At 70.7% G+C, this 20,438-nt stretch carries 19 protein-coding genes and 1 riboswitch; of the genes, 12 read left to right on the forward strand and 7 right to left on the reverse strand.

Annotated features, from left to right (window positions below; translation table 11 throughout):
- The coding region (locus ACFXGJ_RS18150) for a LuxR C-terminal-related transcriptional regulator (RefSeq protein ID WP_378622748.1) at positions 1-583 on the forward strand (583 nt) is incomplete at its 5' end.
- Between the two features lie 8 nt (positions 584-591).
- Here the strand turns inward: ACFXGJ_RS18150 and ACFXGJ_RS18155 are convergent.
- Positions 592-1,200, reverse strand: coding sequence for a hypothetical protein (locus ACFXGJ_RS18155; protein ID WP_378622750.1), 609 nt, complete (start codon positions 1,198-1,200; stop codon positions 592-594).
- On the reverse strand, positions 1,187-2,029 hold the full coding sequence (locus ACFXGJ_RS18160) for a hypothetical protein (protein WP_378622753.1): 843 nt from the start codon (positions 2,027-2,029) through the stop codon (positions 1,187-1,189). The genes ACFXGJ_RS18155 and ACFXGJ_RS18160 overlap by 14 nt, the downstream gene beginning before the upstream one ends.
- 143 nt (positions 2,030-2,172) lie before the next feature.
- Here ACFXGJ_RS18160 and pta point away from each other — a divergent pair, with 143 nt between their 5' ends.
- On the forward strand, positions 2,173-4,272 hold the full coding sequence (pta, locus tag ACFXGJ_RS18165) for a phosphate acetyltransferase (RefSeq protein WP_378622756.1): 2,100 nt from the start codon (positions 2,173-2,175) through the stop codon (positions 4,270-4,272).
- The gene (locus tag ACFXGJ_RS18170) at positions 4,269-5,459 is read left to right on the forward strand and encodes an acetate kinase (RefSeq protein ID WP_378622758.1); all 1,191 of its coding nucleotides are present in this window, start codon (positions 4,269-4,271) and stop codon (positions 5,457-5,459) included. The genes pta and ACFXGJ_RS18170 overlap by 4 nt, the downstream gene beginning before the upstream one ends.
- Before the next feature lie 16 nt (positions 5,460-5,475).
- Here ACFXGJ_RS18170 and ACFXGJ_RS18175 read toward each other — a convergent pair whose 3' ends face one another.
- The 4 genes from ACFXGJ_RS18175 to ACFXGJ_RS18190 form a co-directional block, all read right to left on the reverse strand.
- Positions 5,476-7,566: a peptidase gene (locus ACFXGJ_RS18175; RefSeq protein WP_378622761.1), complete on the reverse strand. Its 2,091-nt coding sequence runs from the start codon at positions 7,564-7,566 to the stop codon at positions 5,476-5,478.
- Between the two features lie 141 nt (positions 7,567-7,707).
- Entirely contained in the window at positions 7,708-10,005 is a 2,298-nt protein-coding gene (locus tag ACFXGJ_RS18180; protein ID WP_378622763.1) for a tetratricopeptide repeat protein, read from the reverse strand.
- A gap of 10 nt (positions 10,006-10,015) precedes the next feature.
- Positions 10,016-10,984 carry a glutamate ABC transporter substrate-binding protein gene (locus ACFXGJ_RS18185; RefSeq protein WP_378622783.1) on the reverse strand — a complete coding sequence of 323 codons (969 nt, stop codon included), beginning with the start codon at positions 10,982-10,984 and terminating at the stop codon, positions 10,016-10,018.
- A gap of 5 nt (positions 10,985-10,989) precedes the next feature.
- Positions 10,990-12,342: a hypothetical protein gene (locus ACFXGJ_RS18190; RefSeq protein ID WP_378622765.1), complete on the reverse strand. Its 1,353-nt coding sequence runs from the start codon at positions 12,340-12,342 to the stop codon at positions 10,990-10,992.
- Between the two features lie 172 nt (positions 12,343-12,514).
- Here ACFXGJ_RS18190 and ACFXGJ_RS18195 point away from each other — a divergent pair, with 172 nt between their 5' ends.
- Positions 12,515-13,384, forward strand: a complete 870-nt coding sequence (locus ACFXGJ_RS18195; RefSeq protein ID WP_378622768.1) for an NUDIX domain-containing protein — start codon at positions 12,515-12,517, stop codon at positions 13,382-13,384.
- A 31-nt stretch (positions 13,385-13,415) separates the two neighbouring features.
- On the opposite strand, the gene thiE is transcribed toward ACFXGJ_RS18195, so the two are convergent.
- Complete coding sequence (thiE, locus tag ACFXGJ_RS18200) at positions 13,416-14,117, reverse strand: thiamine phosphate synthase (protein ID WP_378622770.1); 702 nt, start codon at positions 14,115-14,117, stop codon at positions 13,416-13,418.
- A 26-nt stretch (positions 14,118-14,143) separates the two neighbouring features.
- A riboswitch (TPP riboswitch) is annotated at positions 14,144-14,255 on the forward strand.
- On the opposite strand from thiE, the gene thiO reads away from it, so the two are divergent.
- From thiO to ACFXGJ_RS18240, 8 genes are all read left to right on the forward strand, one after another.
- A complete protein-coding gene (gene thiO, locus ACFXGJ_RS18205; RefSeq protein WP_378622772.1) occupies positions 14,252-15,340 on the forward strand; it encodes a glycine oxidase ThiO in 1,089 nt (362 codons plus the stop codon). It overlaps the preceding riboswitch by 4 nt.
- Positions 15,341-15,559 carry a sulfur carrier protein ThiS gene (thiS, locus tag ACFXGJ_RS18210; protein WP_378622775.1) on the forward strand — a complete coding sequence of 73 codons (219 nt, stop codon included), beginning with the start codon at positions 15,341-15,343 and terminating at the stop codon, positions 15,557-15,559.
- A gap of 4 nt (positions 15,560-15,563) precedes the next feature.
- Positions 15,564-16,322, forward strand: a complete 759-nt coding sequence (locus ACFXGJ_RS18215) for a thiazole synthase (RefSeq protein WP_378622788.1) — start codon at positions 15,564-15,566, stop codon at positions 16,320-16,322.
- Positions 16,323-16,398: 76 nt separating this feature from the next.
- Positions 16,399-17,346 (forward strand): polyphosphate kinase 2, encoded by a 948-nt coding sequence (ppk2, locus tag ACFXGJ_RS18220; protein WP_378622791.1) that lies wholly within the window; start codon positions 16,399-16,401, stop codon positions 17,344-17,346.
- A gap of 77 nt (positions 17,347-17,423) precedes the next feature.
- Positions 17,424-18,371, forward strand: a complete 948-nt coding sequence (locus ACFXGJ_RS18225; RefSeq protein WP_378622777.1) for an ABC transporter ATP-binding protein — start codon at positions 17,424-17,426, stop codon at positions 18,369-18,371.
- The gene (locus ACFXGJ_RS18230; protein WP_378622780.1) at positions 18,371-19,165 is read left to right on the forward strand and encodes an ABC transporter permease; all 795 of its coding nucleotides are present in this window, start codon (positions 18,371-18,373) and stop codon (positions 19,163-19,165) included. Before ACFXGJ_RS18225 ends, ACFXGJ_RS18230 begins: the two co-directional genes overlap by 1 nt.
- A gap of 176 nt (positions 19,166-19,341) precedes the next feature.
- Positions 19,342-20,196: an adenylate/guanylate cyclase domain-containing protein gene (locus ACFXGJ_RS18235; protein WP_378622793.1), complete on the forward strand. Its 855-nt coding sequence runs from the start codon at positions 19,342-19,344 to the stop codon at positions 20,194-20,196.
- Positions 20,197-20,249: 53 nt separating this feature from the next.
- Entirely contained in the window at positions 20,250-20,429 is a 180-nt protein-coding gene (locus tag ACFXGJ_RS18240; protein WP_378422107.1) for a hypothetical protein, read from the forward strand.
- Positions 20,430-20,438 lie beyond the last annotated feature (9 nt).

Here is a 20,438-nt window from a genome sequence, read left to right on the forward strand (position 1 = left end):
GGCCACGGCCCGCGCCGCCGCCGACGACGCCCGCGGCGCGGGACAGTTCGGCGTCGAAGCGGCGGCGTTGCACCTGGCGACGCGCTTCGGGGACGCGACGACGGCGCCCCGGCTCTCGGAGCTCGTGGACAGCTGCGACGGACCGCTGGTGCCGCTCGCCGCGGCCCAGGCCGCCGCGCTCGCTGCGGGAGATGGTGACGAATTGGTGAGAGTCGCAGGCGAATTCGAGGAACTCGGTGCTCTCCCCGACGCCGCGGATGCCTTAGCCCAGGCCGCGATCGCCTACTCGAATGCCGGGCGCCGACGCGACTACCTCGACGCCGCTGCCACGGCCAACGCCCTCGCCGAGCGGTGCGATCACGCGACGACCCTCGCGGTGACGGCAGCGGCGCGGCCGCTGCCGTTGACGAGCCGGGAACGCGAGATCGCCTCGATGGTGGCCGTCGGACTGTCGAACCGCGAGATCGCGGACCGCCTGGTGGTGTCGGTGCGTACCGTCGAGGGACACATCTACCGCGCCTGCGCGAAACTCGACGCCCCCGATCGCAGTGGGCTCGCGGAGTTGCTGCGCGACCGGCACTGATCTGCCGGTCAGAGATCGCGTGGCAGTACGGGGATCGGGATCGGCGGGTCCACATCCTGGTGGACCGGAAAGCGCCGGGTGCCGTGCAACAGGCGCTCGCCCTGCGCCAGTGACAGGTCCAGTGTCACGGACCCGGCCACGCAGTCGACCGCCGCGATCGCACCCTTCCTGACGGCGAGGGACGTCTCGCCCATCTCGAAGGCGACATCGAGATCGAATTCGACGGTGCCGGCCTCGGTCCCGTCGATGATCACCGCGACCTCAGGATGATGCTCGGAGGTGACGCGATACGGCGTGGCGAGCGTGACGACGACATCCCTCCCCGGCGTTGCGAGGGTCTGCCGCGCGGCGTCCGTGAGGGCGCGATATCGCGCCAGCCCCGTCAGGAGCAGCGGATGCGGGTCCTGGTCGAGGAAGCGCAGCGCGGCCTCGAGGACACGCGAGTCGAGCAGCCGGCACGCCGATCGCGGCAGCGGGTGCGTGCTCCGCACCCGACCGGACACCAGCCCGGTCGTGGGTACCTGTGGGCGCATCCGGCCGGTCAGCACGTTGTCGGGTGCGCGCTCGAACACCGCCGTGCGGAGGCTGGTGCCGTCGTCGTGGTCAATCCCGGTCATGGTGACCCTCCTCGAACATCTGGACGCCGGCGTCGCCGCGCGGGTCCAGCCGGACCGTGTGATCCGGTATCTCGTCGTCCGGTTCGGCCCCGACCGCGGCGGGCCCCAGCCTCGGTCGGGTGTCGACGTGTGCGTTCACCCACCGGCGGCCCCGGCCGGCCCGGGTGCTCACCACCACCGCTGCGGTGGAGACCGACGCAACCGCCGTCACGGCCAGGGCGCCGATCGGCTGCGCGTCGTCGTCGTTCGTCGAGAGCGGGGGCCGTGCGGTCGTTCGAGGTGGGGTCGTCGGGGCGCCCGTCGGCGCGGCGGACCCGGCCCCGACCGCGGTCTGCGCGGGCGTCGTCGTCGGTGCAGGGGCCGTGGTCCCCGCGGGGGCGGCCGCCCCGGTCGGCCCGCCGGTGCCGGGGCCTTCCGGTGGTGGCTCCGAGGTCGGCGTCGTCGGTGCCGGGGTGGTTTCCGAATCCGAGCTCGGTGGGGGTGGCGGCGGAGGCGGGGGCGGAGGCGGTGGGGGTGGTTGCCAGGTCGGGATCGTCGGAATCGGATAAGTCGGAACCTGACAGAGGTCCGGGTACCGCTCGCAGACGTTCAGCGGGTCGCCTTGCGTCCTCGGGTCGCCGGGGTTCGGGTAGTCGTTCGGATCCGGGATGCTCACGTTGACGTTGTCGACCGCGGCGGCGGCAGCAGCCGCCGGCGCGAGCAGGAGCAGCGCCGGGATCGGCACGGCGGTAGCGAGCAGCAGCGCGTACCGCCGAAACGACCGGCGCCGGAGAGTGTCGCTCGGCGGGCACCGGGCGGCGCCCTGGATGCACGTGTCGTCGGGTGACATGGTCGGCCCCGCAGTTCGTGGAGTGAGGGATCGGACACAGTCGACAGTGCCACTCGGGAAACGTCCTGCAACGCGTAGCCGGCTACTCGAATCCGGGTGTACGCATCCGGAAGGATTCCGCGGTCACGCCCTAGTCTGGTCGCATGGCATCGGCAGAGTCGGCAGTCTCGAGCATCTACATCGCCTCGCCCGAGGGCGACACCGGCAAGTCGACGATCGCGCTGGGTGTGCTGCAGATGCTCAGCGGGTCCGCCGTCCGGGTCGGGGTGTTCCGCCCGATCGCCCGTTCCACCGTCGAGCCCGACTACATCCTCGAACTGCTGATCGACCACACCACTGCGGACCTGAGCTACGAGCAGTGCCTGGGCGTCACGTACGAGCAGGTGCACGCCGATCCCGAGCTCGCGCTGAGCGAGATCGTGGCGCGCTATCACGCGGTCGCCGAGCAGTGCGACGCCGTGGTGATCGTCGGCAGCGACTACACCGACGTCGGCAGTCCCAGCGAGCTCGGATACAACGCCCGCATCGCGGTGAACCTGGACGCCCCGGTGCTGCTGGCGCTGCGTGGTTCCGGGCGCACGCTCGAGGAGATCGCCGCGCTCGGGCAGATCTGCGCCGCCGAACTGCGGGTGCATCACGCGCACCTGGTGGGTGTGGTTGCGAACCGTTGCGAGCCAAGCGAACTCGATGCGGTGACCGCGGCGCTGGAGCCGCTCGGGGTGCCTGCGTGGAGCCTGCCGGAGATCCCGCTGCTGGTGGCGCCGACGATGGCCGAACTGCGGACCGCCGTCGGCGGCGAGCTCTACAGCGGCGACCCGGAACTGCTCCAGCGCGAGGCCCTGCGGGTGATGGTCGGCGGGATGACCGCCGAGCATATCCTCGAGCGGCTCGCCGAGGGGCAGGTGGTGATCGTCCCGGCTGACCGTTCCGAGGTGCTCCTCGCACTGGTCAATGCGCATGAGGCGGAAGGCTTTCCGTCGCTCGCGGGGATCATCATGAACGGTGGCCTCGCCCCGCACCCGGCGGTGGCGAAGCTGATGGCGGGGCTGCGGCCGCGACTGCCGATCCTCACCACCGACCTCGGCACCTACGACACGGCGTCCGCCGCCTACCGGGCGCGCGGTCGCGTCGCGGTCGGGTCGCAGCGCAAGGTCGACACCGCCCTGAGCCTGATGGAGCAGCGCGTGAACGCCGCCGACCTGCTGGCCCGGCTCCGGGTGGCACGGCCGGAGGTGGTCACTCCGCAGATGTTCGAGTACCAGCTGATCGAGCGCGCCCGCACCGATCGCAGGCACATCGTGTTGCCCGAGGGGGGCGACGATCGAATCCTGCGCGCGGCGGGGCGGCTGTTGCAGCGCCGGGTCGCCGACCTGACGATCCTCGGAGACGAGGGGCCGATCCGTCGCCGGGCCTCCGAGCTCGGCGTCGATCTGGCCGCGGCACGGGTGCTCGATCCGACCGACTGCGAGCACACCGACCGGTTCGCCGAGGAGTACGCCCGGATCCGGGCGCACAAGGGCATGACACTCGACCGGGCCCGCGAGGTGATGGCCGACATCTCGTACTTCGGCACGATGATGGTCCACCTGGGCGTGGCCGACGGGATGGTCTCCGGCGCCGCGCACACCACCGCGCACACCATCCGGCCGTCCTTCGAGATCATCAAGACCGAGCCGGGGGTGTCGACGGTCTCGAGCATCTTCCTGATGTGCCTTGCCGACCGGGTGCTCGCGTACGGAGACTGCGCGGTGGTGCCCGACCCCACCGCGGACCAACTCGCCGACATCGCGATCTCCTCGGCGTCCACCTCGGCCCAGTTCGGCATCGACCCGCGGGTCGCCATGCTGTCCTACTCGACCGGTGACTCCGGCTCCGGCGCGGACGTGGACAAGGTTCGAGCCGCGACCGCCCTTGTTCGTGAGCGCCGGCCGGACCTGTTGGTGGAGGGGCCGATCCAGTACGACGCGGCGATCGAGCCGAGTGTCGCCACCGCGAAACTGCCCGACTCGCAGGTGGCCGGCCGCGCCACCGTCTTCGTCTTCCCGGACCTGAACACCGGCAACAACACCTACAAGGCGGTCCAGCGCAGCGCGGGTGCGGTCGCGGTCGGTCCGGTGCTGCAGGGCCTGCGCAAACCGGTCAACGACCTCTCGCGCGGCGCACTGGTCCAGGACATCGTCAACACCGTCGCCATCACCGCCATACAGGCGCAAGCCGTTGCAGCACAGGAGGTCACGTCGTGAAGGGTTCGGTGCTGGTCGTCAATTCGGGGTCGTCCTCGATCAAGTACCAGCTCGTCGACCCGGACGACGGTGCCGCGCTGGCGTCCGGTCTGGTCGAGCGCATCGGTGAGCCCGAGGGCATCGTCAGCCACCGGCAGGACGGGGTCGATCGCGAACGCCGCGGGCCGATCGCCGACCACCGCGAGGGCCTGGCGCTGGCGTTCGCGATGTTTGCCGAGGCGGGCGTCGATCTGGGGTCCGCGGGTATCGCGGCGGTCGGCCACCGGGTGGTGCACGGCGGCGAGGTCTTCTACCGCCCCACCGAGATCACGGCGAAGGTGCTCGCCGAGATCTCGCGGCTGTCCGCCCTTGCCCCGCTGCACAATCCGGCCAACGTGATCGGTATCGAGTCCGCTATGGCGGCGCTGCCCGACGTCCCGCACGTCGCCGTCTTCGACACCGCGTTCTTCCACACACTGCCGGAGTCGGCCCGGACCTACGCGATCGACATCGAGATCGCCCGCAAGCATGCGGTGCGGCGGTACGGGTTTCACGGCACCTCCCACGAGTACGTCTCCGGCCGGGTCGCCGAGGTGCTCGGACGCGACCTGGGCACGCTCCACCAGATCGTGCTGCACCTGGGCAACGGCGCCTCGGCCTCGGCCATCGCAGGAGGCAAGGCGATGGACACCTCGATGGGACTGACCCCACTCGAGGGCCTGGTGATGGGGACCCGCAGCGGCGACATCGATCCCGGCATCGTGATGCACCTGCGGCGGAGCGCCGGACTGGACGTCGACGAGATCGACGACCTGCTCAACCGCCGGTCTGGGCTCAAGGGCATCAGCGGGGTCAACGACTTCCGGGAACTACGTGCGCTGATCGAGGCGGGCGACGAGGCCGCGTCGCTGGCCTACCGCGTCTACGTGCACCGCCTGCGCAAGTACATCGGCGCCTACATGGTCACTCTCGGCAGGCTGGACGCGATCACCTTCACCGCCGGGGTCGGGGAGAACGCGGCCGAGGTCCGCGCCGACGCGCTCGCCGGGCTCGAGGGCTTCGGCATCGAGATCGACGCCGAGCGCAACGCGGTGCGCAGCCGGGAGCCACGGCTGATCTCCACGGACGCCTCGACGGTCGCGGTCCTCGTCGTCCCGACGAACGAGGAACTCGCGATCGCGCGGGCGGCACGGGAATTCGAGAGGTAGCACCGCCCGCGCCCGGTCACTTCGCGACGCGCTCCCACATCTGCAGGTACGCCTCCGCGCCCCGGGCCAGGTCCTCGGTGATCTGGTCGCCGTCCGCGCCGGCGACACCCCGCATGTCGGCGATCCAGTCGGGGATCAACCCGTACTGCGCGACCCCGTCGGTGTTGAGGTCGAAGACGCGGTCCCCGGTGCGTTGACGGTCCATCACGGTGCCGCCGTCGAAGGTGGTGTACGGGTACTTCAGCGGGTCGGTGTCCGCACCCTCGCGCGGTGCCACCTGGGGAGCGAAACCATTGGTGTCCGCCCCGAATCCGAACCCGTAGTAGTACTTGTCGCTCCGTTGCGCGCGCGTCTTGCGCCAGGTGTCGACGAAGCCCGGCAGCGTGCCCGCGTACTCCGCGACGAACCCGCCGAGGGCGTAGATCCGTCCGACGTTCGACGTGTCGGTCCAGCCGTGACTGGACACCACGCCCGAGTAGTTCGCGTCCTCGAGGATCTTCAGTGTGGCGTCGGAGGCCTTGGCGCTCATGTGGTCGATGTCGACGATCATGCCGCGACTCATCATGCCCCGGACCGCGTGCTCGCCCAGGTCGGTCAGTCCGCGGGTGTTGCATCGGGGTCCCTCCGGATACGAGGGTGCCGAGCTGCCCAACGGGAGCGACGCCGCCATCTTCCCGAGGTCTGCCGGGGTGATCGACTCGACCGTGTTGTCCGTCGCCGCGCCGCGGCACGGCTCGACCTCCCAGAACTTGCCCGTGCCGATGAGGTTCCCGGTGTTGACGGCGACGCCGGTGGTGCCCGGGTCGAACCGCGTCCCGCCGAGCGCGTTGTCGAACTTGTGGACGAGGATGATCTGCCGCACGCCCATCGCGTAGACCTCGTCCAGACCGCGGTCGATGTCCTGCGCCGTGCACTGCGGCACGTCGCGCATCGTGCTGCAGCCGAACGGTTCCGAGGTCTCGATGCCGAGGGTGACGGCCAGTTTGCCCTCGGCGGCGACCCGGCGTACCTGTTCGGGCGTGCTGACGATGCGGAACCAGCCGCGGCCGGGACCGCCGTACTGGGCGTCGATGTAGTCCTGCATCTCGTGGACCTGCTTGGCCTCGATCCGGATCGTGTCCATCTCGTTGCACGGATTTCGCTTGAGCGGGTACAGCTCGCACAGCACGCGGTTGGCGACGAGCATGTTGGTGAAGATCCGGAGGCCGCCGCGCCAGGCCCGCTCGACCCACTTGTAGTAGGTCTGTTCGTGGGTCATCGAGTCGTGGGCCGGCCAGTCCGCGAAGGTGGGCCAGCCGGTGGTGTCGTGTTCCTCGAAGGGGCTGCCGTGCGAGAGGACGTTCTCGAGCAGGGCCGGCAGCCCGTTGCTGCCGTGGTCGGGGCAGTCCCGCAGGGCGGCGGTGATGCCCTGCGGGTCGAAGGGCTTGCCGCAGTGCACGTTTCCACCCATGAACTCTGACGCGTCGAGATGGACGTGCGCGTCGATGAAGCCGCGCACCTCGCCGTTCGGTCCGGTCCCGGACAGCGGGGTCCCGGTGGCGTTCACCTCGGAGTCGGGGAAGTCGGCGCAGCCCGAGGTCGCGACGAGGGTGAACCGGCCCCCGGTCGGGTCGACGCCCGGGTTGCTCAGCGCCAGCCCGTTCGGGCCGGCGGTGAGCTGGTTGCCGGTCGCGGTCGCGGTGACGGCGTAGCCGCCCTCGGAGTGGGCCACTGTCCAGTCCGTCGCGGGGGTCGCGTCGCGGGTCGAGACGATCGCGCCGGCGCCGTCGTGCGCGAGCAGGTCGCCGCCGGGGCCGTAGAACATGAACCGGCCGAGCCCGGCGGCGTGCAGCCGGAAGGACTCCGCGGCGGCAGGGGTGGCCGCGTCGGCGCGGTAGCGGGCGTCGGCCCGGCGGACGAACTGTCCGGTGGGCTCGGACTTCAGCGCGTAGCAGCCGTTCGCGAGTCCGAAGACCGGGTTGCCGGCGAGGGGGTCCGGTCGCTCGGCCGGCGCGGCCGCGGCGATGCCCGCCGAGGCAACGACGAGTGCGAGCGAGAGGGACAACGCATGCGCGAGGCGTCGGCGAACGCGCGCGGTCAGCGGGGGCATGTGCTTAGGGGTCCTCATCAATCGACTACCTGATCTACCTGATTGCGAACCGGCAGCATAGAGGATGTTGGACGGCTGTCCAGGGCGAATCGGGGGGCGGGGTGACCCAATCGTGGCCGATCACGGCTCGACGCGGTGGGACCGGGCGCGGGCGTTTGCTCAGAACCAGGTACGGGGGCGGATCGAGTTCGCCAGGTCCACCAGTGCGTAGCGGTGCCGGGTGTCCGTCGCGTTGCGGGCCAGCGCGCGCAGCCCGGTCTCCGTGCCGGTGCGCAGCCCGTGCTCGGTGAACGGCACGCCGAGGATGGGCTCGCGCTCCGCGCGGGCGGTGTGTCCGAGCAGCACCCAGTCCAGCGCGGTGCCGAGTACCAGCGTGCGCAGTTGCAGGGCACGGCCCTCGTCGGCGGGCAGGGCGCTGACTCGCCGGGCGGCGTCCCGCAGCGCCGCCTCGTCGATCTCGTCGATCGGCGCACCCGACAGTCGGGTCAGCACGGCCGTCATCCGGGCGAGATTGAAATGTCTCGAGGTGACGGGGATCTGGTCGAGCGCCGCGAGGGCGCCGGCGATGTCGCCGCGGTCGGCGAGTTGCCGGGCCAGCCCGAACGCCGCGCTGACCACCCCGCGGTCGGTGCGCCAGACGGTTCGGTAGTACTTCTCGGCGAGGGAATGCCACTTCTCGGGTCGCTCGGTGTCCCAGTGTGCGATGACGAGCTCGGCGGTGGCCGCCAGTGCCAGTTTCGGCGCGATCTCGCCGGGCAGAGCGGCCAGTGTCGCGTCGAAATGTGTCATGGCGAAACGGTATTCGCCCTCCAGTAGGGCAGTCAGGCCCCGATACCAGTCGACCCGCCAGTTGCCGCCCTTCGTGGCGGTGACGGTGTCGAGCACCCGGGCCGCGGCCGGGCCGTCGCCGAGGTCGAGGTGCGCCTTGACCTCGGCGAGCGCGATCTCCGCGGTGAAGCCCGAGGCGCCGTCCACCGTGCGCTCGAGGCCGTTGGCGCGGGCGCGCCGGATCGACTCGAGGGTCTGGTCCGGCTCGGCGTGCACCATCGCGGTGATCAGCGCCGAGCTCGGGTCGGTCGGGTTGATCAGTGGAACTGCCAGTGCGGCAACGATCTCGCCCCCGTTCAGGGTGACCTCGTGCCGGTGCCCGTCGACGTAGACGTCGGTCGCGACCACGGCCTCCTCCGTGCCGAACGTGGTGCGGCCCGGGCTCAGTACCTCGGACAGTCCCGGCCGCTCCTCGCCGGTCTGCTGGGCCAGGATCTCGCGCAGCACGCCGGTCAGCTGGCCGACCATCTCGTGGGCGGTCGAGAAACGGCGGCGAGGATCCGGGTCGGTGGCGCGCAGCAGGAGTCGATGAAACGACTCGTACTCGGCCAGCAGCGGCGCCTGCTCGGGCGAGGGGATCCCGTCGAGGTATCTGCCCTTCTCCGAAGGCAGCTGGAGCGTGAGAACGGCCAGTGTGCGCCCGACCGTGTAGATGTCCGAGGCGACGGTCGGGCCGGTCTCGACGATCTCAGGCGCCTGGTAGCCGGGGGTGCCGTACAGGTAGCCGAAGTCCTCGATGCCCGCCACGGCGCCGAGGTCGATCAGCTTGAGCTGGTCGTCGGCGACCATGATGTTCTCCGGCTTGAGGTCGTTGTAAACCAGTCCGACGGAGTGCAGATAGTCGAGCGCGGGCAGGATTTCGAGCACGTATGCGATGGCCTGCTCGACAGGAATCCGCTCCGGCCGTGTGTGAGTGCTCAACACCTCGCGCAGGGACTGCCCGCCCACGTACTCCATGACGATGTACCCCATCGGGCTGCCGTCCGGACGTGGATGCTCGACGAAGTTGTAGATCTTCACGATGCCGTGGTGTTCCACCTCGGCGAGAAAGTGCCGCTCCGCCAACGCCACGGCCTGCGCCTCGGCGTCGCCGAAGTGCAGCAGGCCCTTGAGGACCACCCAGCGATCGCTGACATTGCGATCGATCGCCAGGTAGATCCAGCCGAGCCCGCCGTGCGCAATGCACCCCTGCACCTCGTACTGGCCGGCCACCAGGTCGCCGGTCTCGAGCAGTGGGGTGAAGTCGAAGACGGTGCCGCAGGTGGAGCAGCTGCCTGAGGTTGCCCCCGGTTCGTCCCCGACGGCCCGCCCGACCCGAGCACCGCATTTCCAACAGAAGCGCTTCTTCTCGGCCACGACGGCCTCGGCCATCACCGCCTCGGCGGGATCGGGCGCCGGCACCGGTGGCACCTCGACCAGTCCGGCGCCGATCCGCCGGCGGGCACTGCTTCGCGATCGCTGGGTGCGGCTGCGCCGGCCGGTGGTGCGGGTCGGCGTCGAACGGGTCGGGGCCGAGGCCGCGGGGGTGGCCCGGGTCGGCTCGGATTCCGGCGGCGCCTGGGTGCGCTGCAGTTCCGGGGTGGAGTCCGTGGACTGGGTCGGTACCTCCGGCTCGTCGGGTGTGGTCACGACTCGGCCCTCAGTCCTGGTAGCTCGGGACGGGTGGGCCGGAGGAAGGACCGAGTACGCCGAGCCACCGGTCGTAGAGTCGCTGCCACGTGCCGTCCTGACGCATCCGGTCCAGGCTGCCGTTGACCAGGCGGACGAGATCCGGGTCGGTCTGGTTGACACCGATCCCGTAAGGCTCGGGGCTGAGGCTCCCGCCGACGATCTGCAGGTTCGGGTCCTGGGAGGCGAGGCCGGCGAGGAGGGTGTCGTCACCGGTCACCGCCTCCACCTGACGTTGCTGCAGGACCACCAGGCAGTCTCCCCAGTTCGGCACGGTGACGACGATCGCCGCGGGCTGAACCCGCTGGATGTGCTCGACCGAGGTCGTGCCCGCCGCCGCGCACACCCGCCTGCCCGCGAGATCGGCCGCACTCCGGATGTCCGAGCCCTTGGTCACGAGAACTCGTTGCTGCGCAAGGAAGTAGACGGTGGAGAAGCCGACCTGTTGACGGCGCTCACAGTTGATCGTCATGGTTTTCACGACGATGTCGACCGTGTTGTCGTTCAGGGCCGGAATCCGGTCGGCCGAGGACAACATGCGGAACTCCACCCGGCTGGGGTCGCCGAGCAGGTCGCGAGCGACCTCCCGTGCGATGTCGGCGTCGAACCCCTCGATGGTCCCGGTGCTCGGGTCGCGGAAACTCATCAGATTGCTACCGGTGTCGAGCCCGACGATCAGTCGGCCCCTGCCCTGGATGCGGGCGAGTGCTGCGGTCGGGGGTTTCGCGCCGTCGGCGAACGGACGCAGACTCGCGGTCGGGTCCCCGCAGGTGGGCTCCGGGGTGGTGCCGGTCGGGGATGCGGCGACGCTCGCGCCGGAGGGCACGGGGGGCATGGCGTAGTCGGGACGCGATCCTGGACCGAACGGCTGCGCGCCGGTACACCCGGCGACCACGAGTGCCGCCGCGGCCACCGCGAACAGTGCTGCCCGCCTTTGCATTCCGGTCATTGGTACTCCCGTAGTCGGGGCAGGAGTCCGGCCACGACTCCGGTCGCGGCGAGGGCGGCCAGCACCAGAACGCCCGGTGAGAGTGCGGTCAGTGTGGACACGGCGCGGTCCACGTTGTTGCGCAATTGCGTTCTCGCCGTGTCGATCGCCTTGCTGAGCTCGGCGTCGGCGGCGGCGAAGTAGGTAGCCGAATCGCGGTCCCCGGTGCCCACCGCCACCGCGACCGCACCGTTCCAGTCCCCGCTGCCGAGCATCGCGATCAAGCGCTGGTGAGCCTGTGCCCATGCGGTACGGGCCGCCGCGGTCGCCGCGACCTGATCGGCGCTGACGTCCACCCGGCCGCCGTGCGGGTACTCGTCGAGCAGAGCCTTCAGTCGTGTCAGGTGGTCGTCGAACTGCTGGTCGTAGGCGCCGGTGAGTTCGCGCCGAACCAGGCTGAGCGTCTCGTCGGCGCGGGCCTGCTGGGCGAGGATACGGGCGGTCGTCAGATCGGTCAGCGGTCGGGCGCCGTCGTCCAGCGCGTGCGCGGTGGCCGTCGCCGAGACCAGCCCCGCGGCCACCAACCAGCAGACCGAGGCGGCGATCGCGGCCGCGGCGACGATCAGGCCGAGGTTCAGCCGACGGCGTGTCCAGCGGGCGAGCAGCAGCGCGGCGACGACCAGGGCCACCAGGGCGAGCACCAGCAGGGCGATCGCCAGCCACGGCGGTCGGGCGAACGCGTCCTGGCTCTGCACCACCCGGTCGGACTGCTCGGTGTGCAACTGCTCGGCGAGCGGCAGCAGCGTGGTCTGCATCATCGCCGAGGCCTCGCTCAGGTACGCCGAACCCACCGGGTAGCCGGTGCGGTTGTTGGCGCGCGCGGTCTCGACGAGGCCGGTGTACACCGGCAGCCCGGCCGACAACTGGGTCAACAGGGCGTGCGCGGTCACGTCGTCGGTCTCGACTCCCGCCGCCGCGTCGACGATGTCCTGACCCGCGTCGCCGACGGCCTGCGCGTACCTGTCCCGCACGGCGGCGGGCTCGATGCCGCCTGCGAGGAACGCTGTGGTGGCGGCCGCGTCCGCGATGGACAGCGAGCTGTAGAGGTGCTGGGACGCGTTCGCGAGTGGTTCGATCTCGGTGAGCAGGGTGTCGAGGGTGCGCTGGCGGTCGGCGACCTGGACCGCGGCGACGACGCCCGACAGCAGGGCGAGCGCGATCAGTCCGACGCCGAGGGTGACGATCTTGGCGGGCGTGGTGCGACTGAACGCGCGCAGCCGTGCGGGCCGGCTCGGCGGCGGTCGCAGCTCCGTGGTCGGGGCGGGCGTGTCGCCGAGCGGCTCGGTCGAAGGCGCAACTCGAACAGCCACTGTGCTGCACCCCTTCTATCTGGCCCGAGTGCCCGACAAAGGGCAGCATATAAGCAGTAACCGCGCTTTGGGATCTGCGACTGGCTAAGTTCGACGGCGAACAGTTGTGGCGGACACACGAGGAGCCGACTTGGCGCGGCGCGGCACGATCTGGAGTAGGTGAACGAAGTCGATGCGCGGTGACGGGGACGGCTGGGCCACGAGCGAGGACGGCAGCCGGTACTGGGGGCGATTCGGCGCGGCCGGGCTGCTGCTGCGCGCGCCCGCGCAGGACGGCGGCTCCGCGGTCCTGCTCCAGCACCGGGCGCAGTGGAGCCATCAGGGTGGCACCTGGGCGCTGCCCGGCGGGGCGCGGGACTCTCACGAGAGCACCACCCACGCGGCAGTTCGGGAGGCGGAGGAGGAGGCGGGCATCGCCACGGACCTGGTGCACGTGCGGGCCGAACGGGTGACCGCCCGAGCCGGGGGAGGCTGGAGCTACACGACGGTGATCGCCGACGCGCACACCGCGCTGGACACCGTCCCGAACGGGGAGAGCACCGAGCTGCGCTGGGTACCCGAGGACCGCGTCGAGGACCTCCCGCTGCACCCGGGTTTCGCGGCCAGCTGGCCGTCGCTGCGCGCGGCACCGGTGCGGCTGCTGCTCGACACCGCGAACGTGCTCGGATCGCGGCCGAACGGGTGGTGGCGCGACCGCGTCGGGGCCACCGGGGAGTTGCTGGCCGCGCTCGCCGGAAGCCTGCCGCGCACCATCGAGCTGCCCGGCGGTGGCTTCGGCTGGCTGCCGAGGGTCGAGGCGGTGCTCGAGGGGCAGGCCGTCGCCGTCTCAGACGTCGATGCCCGGGTCCCGGTGCACGTCGCCTCCGGCAGCGGCGACGACGCGCTGGCCCTGCTGGCGTCCGGTCGCTCGGCGTCGACCACCCTCACCGGGCTCGCCGGCGAGCTGACCGCGGTCGTCACCGCGGATCGCGGTCTGCGCGACCGGCTGCCCGAGTCCGTGCTGCGGCTCTCGCCGTCGGCCGTCCTCGACTGGCTGGACTGACTCACCCCACCCCACCCGACCCCGCCGGGGGTCAGCGGGCGTTGGCGGCCAGCGCATCGGCGAGGGAGCGGGCGGCGGCCTGGGGGTCCCGGGCCTCGGTGATCGCGCGCACCACGACGATGCGCTGGGCGCCGGCGTCGAGAACCTCCGGCAGTCGCTGCTCGTCGATGCCGCCTATTGCGAACCACGGCATCGTCGGCGACGACTCGGCGGTCGAGCGCACCAGCTCGAGGCCGGACGCGGTCCGTCCGGGCTTGGTGGGGGTGGCCCACACCGGGCCGGTGCAGAAGTAGTCAACGTCGTCCTCGATCGCCGCCAACTGGGCCTGCGCGCGGCTGTTCGTCGAACGGCCGATCACCACCTGCGGCCCGACGATCCGGCGCGCGTAGTGCACCGGCAGGTCGCCCTGCCCGAGGTGCAGCACGTCGGCGCCGGCGGCCAGCGCGAGGTCGGCGCGGTCGTTCACGGCCAGCAACGCGCCGTGCCGCCGGCAGGCCGCGGCCAGTTCGGCGAGGGCGCCGAGTTCCTCGCGGGTCTCCATCCGGCCGAACTTCTTCTCACCCGCCGAGCCCTTGTCGCGGAGCTGGATGATGTCCACCCCGCCGGACAGCGCGGCCTCGGCGAACTTGGCGAGGTCGCCTCGCTCACGGCGGGCGTCGGTGCACAGGTACAGGCGGGCGCTCGCGAGGCGTTCCCGTGGGGTCAGGTGCTTACCGGAATGCGAGGGATGCACGACCTCAACGGTAGTCTCTACGGTGAACGAAGTGACACGGGAGTCCCGGCGGACGCGGGGCTGAGAGGGGGCTCGCGAGCCCCGACCGTCATACCTGACCCGGATCATGCCGGCGCAGGGAGTGAGGTGGAGTTGTGAGCAGAACCGTCGCGGTGATCGGTGGCGGCGCCATCGGACTGGCGGTGGCGTGGCGCGCGAGCAGGGCAGGCTGGACCGTCACCCTTCACGATCCGGCGGTCGCGTCGGGCGCATCCTGGGTGGCGGGCGGCATGCTCGCGCCGCTGTCCGAGGGCTGGCCCGGCGAGGACGCGGTGCTGGCCGCGGGGGCCGCGTCGCTGGAGCGGTGGCCGGAGTTCGGTCGCGAGCTCGAGGCGCTGACCGGCGAGTCCCTGTTCACCTCCGACGGCTCGCTGACGGTCGCGCTCGACGCCGCCGATGCCGCCGACCTGCGCCGCGTCGCCGAATGGCTCGAGACGCAGGGGTACCGGCTGGACCTGCTCTCGCGTGCCGAGATTCGTGCGGCCGAGCCCTCACTGGCGCCGAACATCCGACTGGCCCTGCTCGCGGCCACCGAGTCGGCCGTCGACAACCGCGCCCTGGTCCGCGCGCTCCGCCGGGCCTGCGTGGACGCGGGTGTGACGTTCGCCCAGCAGGCCGTCGCCGACGTCGACGGGCTGGACGCCGATCAGGTGGTGATCGCCGCGGGCACGGCCGCCGCACGACTGTGGCCCGGACTGCCGGTGCGCCCGGTCAAGGGCGAGATCCTGCGCCTGCATCGCCGCCCCGGCGTCGCGCCGGCCCCCACCAGGACCATCCGCGGCAGCGTGCACGGCCGGCCGGTCTACCTGGTGCCGCGCGGCGACGGCATCGTGGTCGGCGCGACGCAGCACGAGTCCGGCGAGGACACCCAGGTCACGGTGGCCGGGGTGCGCGACCTGATCGCGGACGCCGAGGCCCTGATGCCGAGCATCGGGGAGTACGAACTGCACGAGACCGCCGCCGGGCTGCGGCCCATGAGCCCCGACAACCTGCCGATCCTCGGCCGGGTGTCGGACCGGGTCGTCCTGGCCGCCGGGGCCGGGCGCAACGGCATCCTGCTGACGCCGCTGTCCGCGGACGCGGTGGTCGCCGAACTGTCGGGCACGCCGCTGCCCGAGGCCAAGACCTGTTCTCCCGACCGGTTCGACGGGCTCGGGGTTTCGATCGACAGAGCGAGGAAGTAGATGACCAACGCACCGGTGAACATCGGTATCACCGTCAACGGTGAGGACCACCAGTTGTCCGAGCAGCTGACCGTGGCCCAGCTGCTCGCGCATCTCGGACTGCCGGAGAAGGGCATCGCGGTGGCGGTGGACGGCACCGTGTTCCCGCGCACGTCGTGGGACAGCCCGGTCGAAAAGGGCTGGGAGATCGAGATTCTCACGGCGGTGCAGGGTGGCTGACCCGATGGTGACGGACCAGCTGACGATCGCGGGACGCACCTTCGGCTCGCGCCTGATCATGGGCACCGGCGGGGCGGCCAACCTCGCGGTGCTCGAGGAGGCGCTGGTCGCGTCGGGCACCGAACTGACCACCGTGGCGATGCGACGGATCGACGCGGCGGGCGGCACCGGGGTCCTCGACCTGCTGACCACGCTGAAGATCGCGCCGCTGCCGAACACCGCCGGGTGCCGGGGCGCGGCCGAGGCCGTGCTCACCGCACAGTTGGCGCGCGAGGCACTCGAGACCGACTGGGTCAAGCTCGAGGTGATCGCCGACGAGCGGACCCTGCTGCCCGACGCCATCGAATTGGTCTCCGCCGCGGAACAACTCGTCGACGACGGATTCACGGTCTTGCCGTACACCACCGACGACCCGGTCCTGGCCCGTCGGCTCGAGGACGTCGGCTGCGCGGCGGTGATGCCGCTCGGCGCCCCGATCGGGACCGGCCTGGGCATCTGCAACCCGCACAACATCGAGATGATCGTCGAGTCGGCAGGGGTGCCGGTGATTCTCGACGCCGGCATCGGGACGGCGAGCGACGCCGCGCTGGCGATGGAGCTGGGGTGCGACGCGGTGCTGCTCGCGACGGCGGTGACCAGGGCGAAGGACCCCGCGCTCATGGCGACCGCGATGGCGTCCGCGGTGGTCGCCGGTCGCGCGGCGCGGCTCGCGGGCCGGATCCCGAAGCGGTTCTGGGCACAGGCTTCCTCACCCGAACTCTGACCGGATCCGGAGGTAGTCTCGAAAGGTGGACGATCTTCGGAACTCGAGTAGCGAGGACGCCGGCACCGACTTCGAGATGGCGCAGCCCCGGCAGGTTGACGTCACGCCCGAGATCGACGAGATCGGCGAACTGCTCCGCAAGTCCGGACGGATGCGCAGCGACGACGGTCCGGACGCGCCGTGGCGGCACGGGTACCCCTACGACAAGAAGATGACCCGCCGCCAGTACGAGCGGCGCAAGCGGACCCTGCAGATCGAGCTGTTGAAGCTGCAGGCGTGGGTCAAGGAGAACGACGAGAAGATCGTCATCATCTTCGAGGGCCGCGACGCGGCGGGCAAGGGCGGCGCGATCAAGCGGCTCACCGAGCACCTCAATCCTCGTGGCGCCAGGGTGATGGCGCTGGAGAAGCCCACCGAGCGCGAGCGCAAGCAGTGGTACTTCCAGCGGTACGTCGAGCACCTCCCGTCGGGCGGCGAGATCGTGCTCATGGACCGGTCCTGGTACAACCGGGCGGGCGTCGAGCGGGTGATGGGCTACTGCACCCCGCACGAGTACCTCGAATTCACCCGTTCCGCACCGGAATTCGAGCGAATGCTGGTGCAGTCGGGTATTCGCCTCGTCAAGTTCTGGTTCTCGGTCGGCCGCGAGGAACAGCACGCGCGGTTCGTCGCCCGCAGCACTGACCCGGTCAAGCGGTGGAAGCTGTCGCCCACCGACCTCGCCAGCCTCGACAAGTGGGACGCCTACACCGAGGCGAAGGAGGACATGCTGTTCTACACCGACACCCCGCACGCGCCGTGGACGATCGTCAAGTCCAACGACAAGAAGCGGGCGAGGCTCGAGGCGATGCGCTGGCTGCTGTCGCGGTTCGACTACACCGACAAGAACCCGCGGGTCGTCGGCACCCCCGATCCGTTGCTGATCGGCCCGGCCTCGACGGTGTACGACGAGGGCGAACAGCCCATCAGCCACTTCCCGGACCTGTCGACCTGGCCCGCACCCGGGGGTAACGGTCAGGGTTGACGTCATCCCCAGGGATGACGGATATCGAGACCTACGGAGGATGCGCACCGCGGTGCAACTGGTGAATCCTTGACCTCATGATTGAAGTGAGGGGATTGACCAAGATATACGGGCCCACGAAGGCGGTAGACGACCTGACCTTCACGGTGCGGCCCGGTATCGTCACCGGATTCCTGGGCCCCAACGGCGCGGGCAAGTCCACGACCATGCGGATGATCCTCGGTCTCGACCGCCCGACATCGGGCACCGCGTTGATCGACGGCGTTCCCTACAGCGAACTGAAGCAGCCGCTGCGGACGGTCGGAGCGCTGCTGGACGCGAAGTGGGTGCACCCCAACCGGTCCGCCAAGGCGCACCTGCAGTGGATGGCCGCCTCGAACGGACTCCCGTCGTCGCGGGTCGACGAGGTGCTGCGACTGGTCGGACTCACCGAGGTCGCGGGCAAGAAGGCCGGTGGATTCTCTCTCGGCATGTCGCAGCGACTGGGTCTCGCGGGCGCGCTGCTGGGCGATCCCAAGGTGCTGCTGTTCGACGAGCCGGTCAACGGCCTCGACCCCGAGGGCATCGTCTGGATCCGAAAGTTCATGCAGCGTTTGGCCGCCGAGGGCCGCACTGTCCTGGTCTCCAGCCACCTCCTCTCCGAGATGGCGTTGACGGCCGAGCACCTGGTGGTGATCGGCCGCGGTCGGTTGATCTCGGACACCTCCGTTCAGGAGTTCGTCGACCGGTCCTCCGAGTCGAGCGTGCGGGTGCGCAGCCCGCAGCTCGACGCCCTGCGCAGCCTGCTCACCTCGCAGGGCCTGACGGTCCGCGAGGACGGGCGGGATCCGCTCGACGGACAGGCGCTGGTGGTGCTGGACGCCACCACGGACGCGATCGGCCACCTTGCCGGCAGCAACGGAATCATCCTGCACGAGTTGTCTTCTCAGCGCGGATCGCTCGAGGAGGCGTTCATGAAGCTGACCGGTGACGACGTGCAGTACCACGCCGCGGGCGTCGAAGAAGTGATGGGAGGGGCGCTCTGATGGGTGTCATGGCAGCGGAACGAATCAAGCTCACCTCGACCCGGTCGCCCTGGTGGTGCACGGTCGCGATCGTCGGCCTCGGCCTCGGTCTGGCCGCGGTGGTCGGACTGAGCTCGAAGGCGAGTCTCAATTCGTTCAACAATCAGCTCGCGCAGGGGGACAAGCCGGACTTCGAGCCACTCCTGCCCACGCTGTCCGATGCCGTCGGTGGAGTCACGGGCTTCGGCGTGCTGGTGCTGATGATCCTGGCCGCGCTCGCCGTCACCAGTGAGTACCGCTTCGGCATCATCCGCACCACGTTCCAGGCCGTGCCCAAGCGCGATTCGGTGCTGGTGGCGAAGGCGGGACTGATCGGCGTTTTCGGTGCGGCACTGACGTTCGCGCTGACCTTCGGGGCTTTCGCGATCGCCAAGGCCACCGCGGGCAGCGAGGCCGGTGCCCGACTCGTGCTCTCCGGCGACGAGGCGTGGCGGTCGGTCTACGGTGTGCCGATCTACGCCTTCCTGTGCGTGATGCTCGCGGTCGCCGTCGGCACCCTGCTGCGGCAGTCTGCCGGTGCGATCACCCTGCTGCTGCTGTGGCCGCTGCTGATCGAGAACCTCTTCAACCTGTTCGGACGGTTCGGTGAGAACATCAAGCCGTTCCTCCCGTTCGCCAACGCGAACCACTTCCTCGGTGCAGACCAGGGCATCGACTGGCACTGGGGGCCGTGGGGTTCGCTGGTGTACTTCGCGGTGGTCGTGTTCGTGATCTTCGGTGCCTCGCTGGTGCTGGTGAACCGCCGCGACGCGTAGCCGCGCGGTCCACCGCCCCCTGTTCTAGGGTGAAGGGAACCCTCATTCGGTCTGACCGAACGAGGGTTCCCTTCACCGTCGAGGGGGCGTGTCGGGATGGTGGGGGAGCGCCGAGCGGGTTCCACGAGATGCATGTAACTGTGAGTTACGCTTGTTGCGTGAGTGAGGAGCGTTCGGTGGCGGAAGAGCCGGTCGACGAACCCGCGCGCCGTGACACGGCTGACTTCGAGGGCCGCGGCGCGGCCGGGGCCGCCGTCGGCTGGATCCGCTCCGCGAACAGCTCGCCCCAACTCGTCCACGCCGTTCGCAGGCTTCGACGCGCGCTCCCCGGCGACCCCTCCTTCGGCGACCCGCTCTCGACCGCGGGACCCGGCAGCGTGCGGGCCATGGCCAGGGCCGCCGACCGCCTGCTCGACGACGGTCCCGGAGCCTCCCGCGAGGTCAGCCTCGGCGCCCTGCAGGTCTGGCAGGCGCTGCTCGAACGCACCGGCCGCGGCCGCGGCACCCGCGAGGTCACCATCGTCTTCACCGACCTGGTCGGGTTCTCCGACTGGGCGCTCGCCGCGGGCGACCAGGCCACACTCGACCTGTTGCGGGACGTCGCGCGTGCCATCGAGCCTCCCGTCGCCGACCTGGGCGGCCACGTCGTCAAGCGGATGGGCGACGGCATGATGGCGGTGTTCACCAGGCCCGGCCGCGCGATCGAGGCGGCGTTCGCCGGGCGCGCAGCCCTCGCGGAGGTGCAGCAGGGCGGCTACCGGCCGCGCATGCGGGTGGGGATCCACACCGGCGTGCCCCGCCAGATCGGCGCGGACTGGCTCGGCGTGGACGTGAACGTCGCCGCCCGGGTGATGCAGGCCGGTACCGACGGGAACGTGATGGCCTCCTCGGCCACCCTGGACGAACTCGAACCCGGGCTGCTCGACGACCTCGGCGTCCGGGTCAAGGCCTACCGCCGCGGGCTGTTCGCCGCGCCGCTGCGCGGTGTGCCCGACGACCTGCGACTGTTCACCCTCACGCGCACGGACTGAACGCGGTATGTCGAACCATGACGCCGGGGCGCGAAGGCGCGCACACTGAGGGAATGGTTGACAGGGAGCAGCGAACACCCCTGTACGGGGTCGTGATGATTCTCGTGGCGCTCGGCGCGGCGCTGGCGGTCAGCTACTACGGACCGGTCTGGTTTCGCGTCGTGGTCTACCTGGTTGCGGTGGTGCTCGTCCTGGTCGGGGGCGTCATGACCTTCCGCGACTACTCGCGCTGACGCCGGCGC

The organism is Rhodococcus sp. NPDC059234 (assembly GCF_042754225.1).
GTDB lineage: Bacteria > Actinomycetota > Actinomycetes > Mycobacteriales > Mycobacteriaceae > Rhodococcus_G.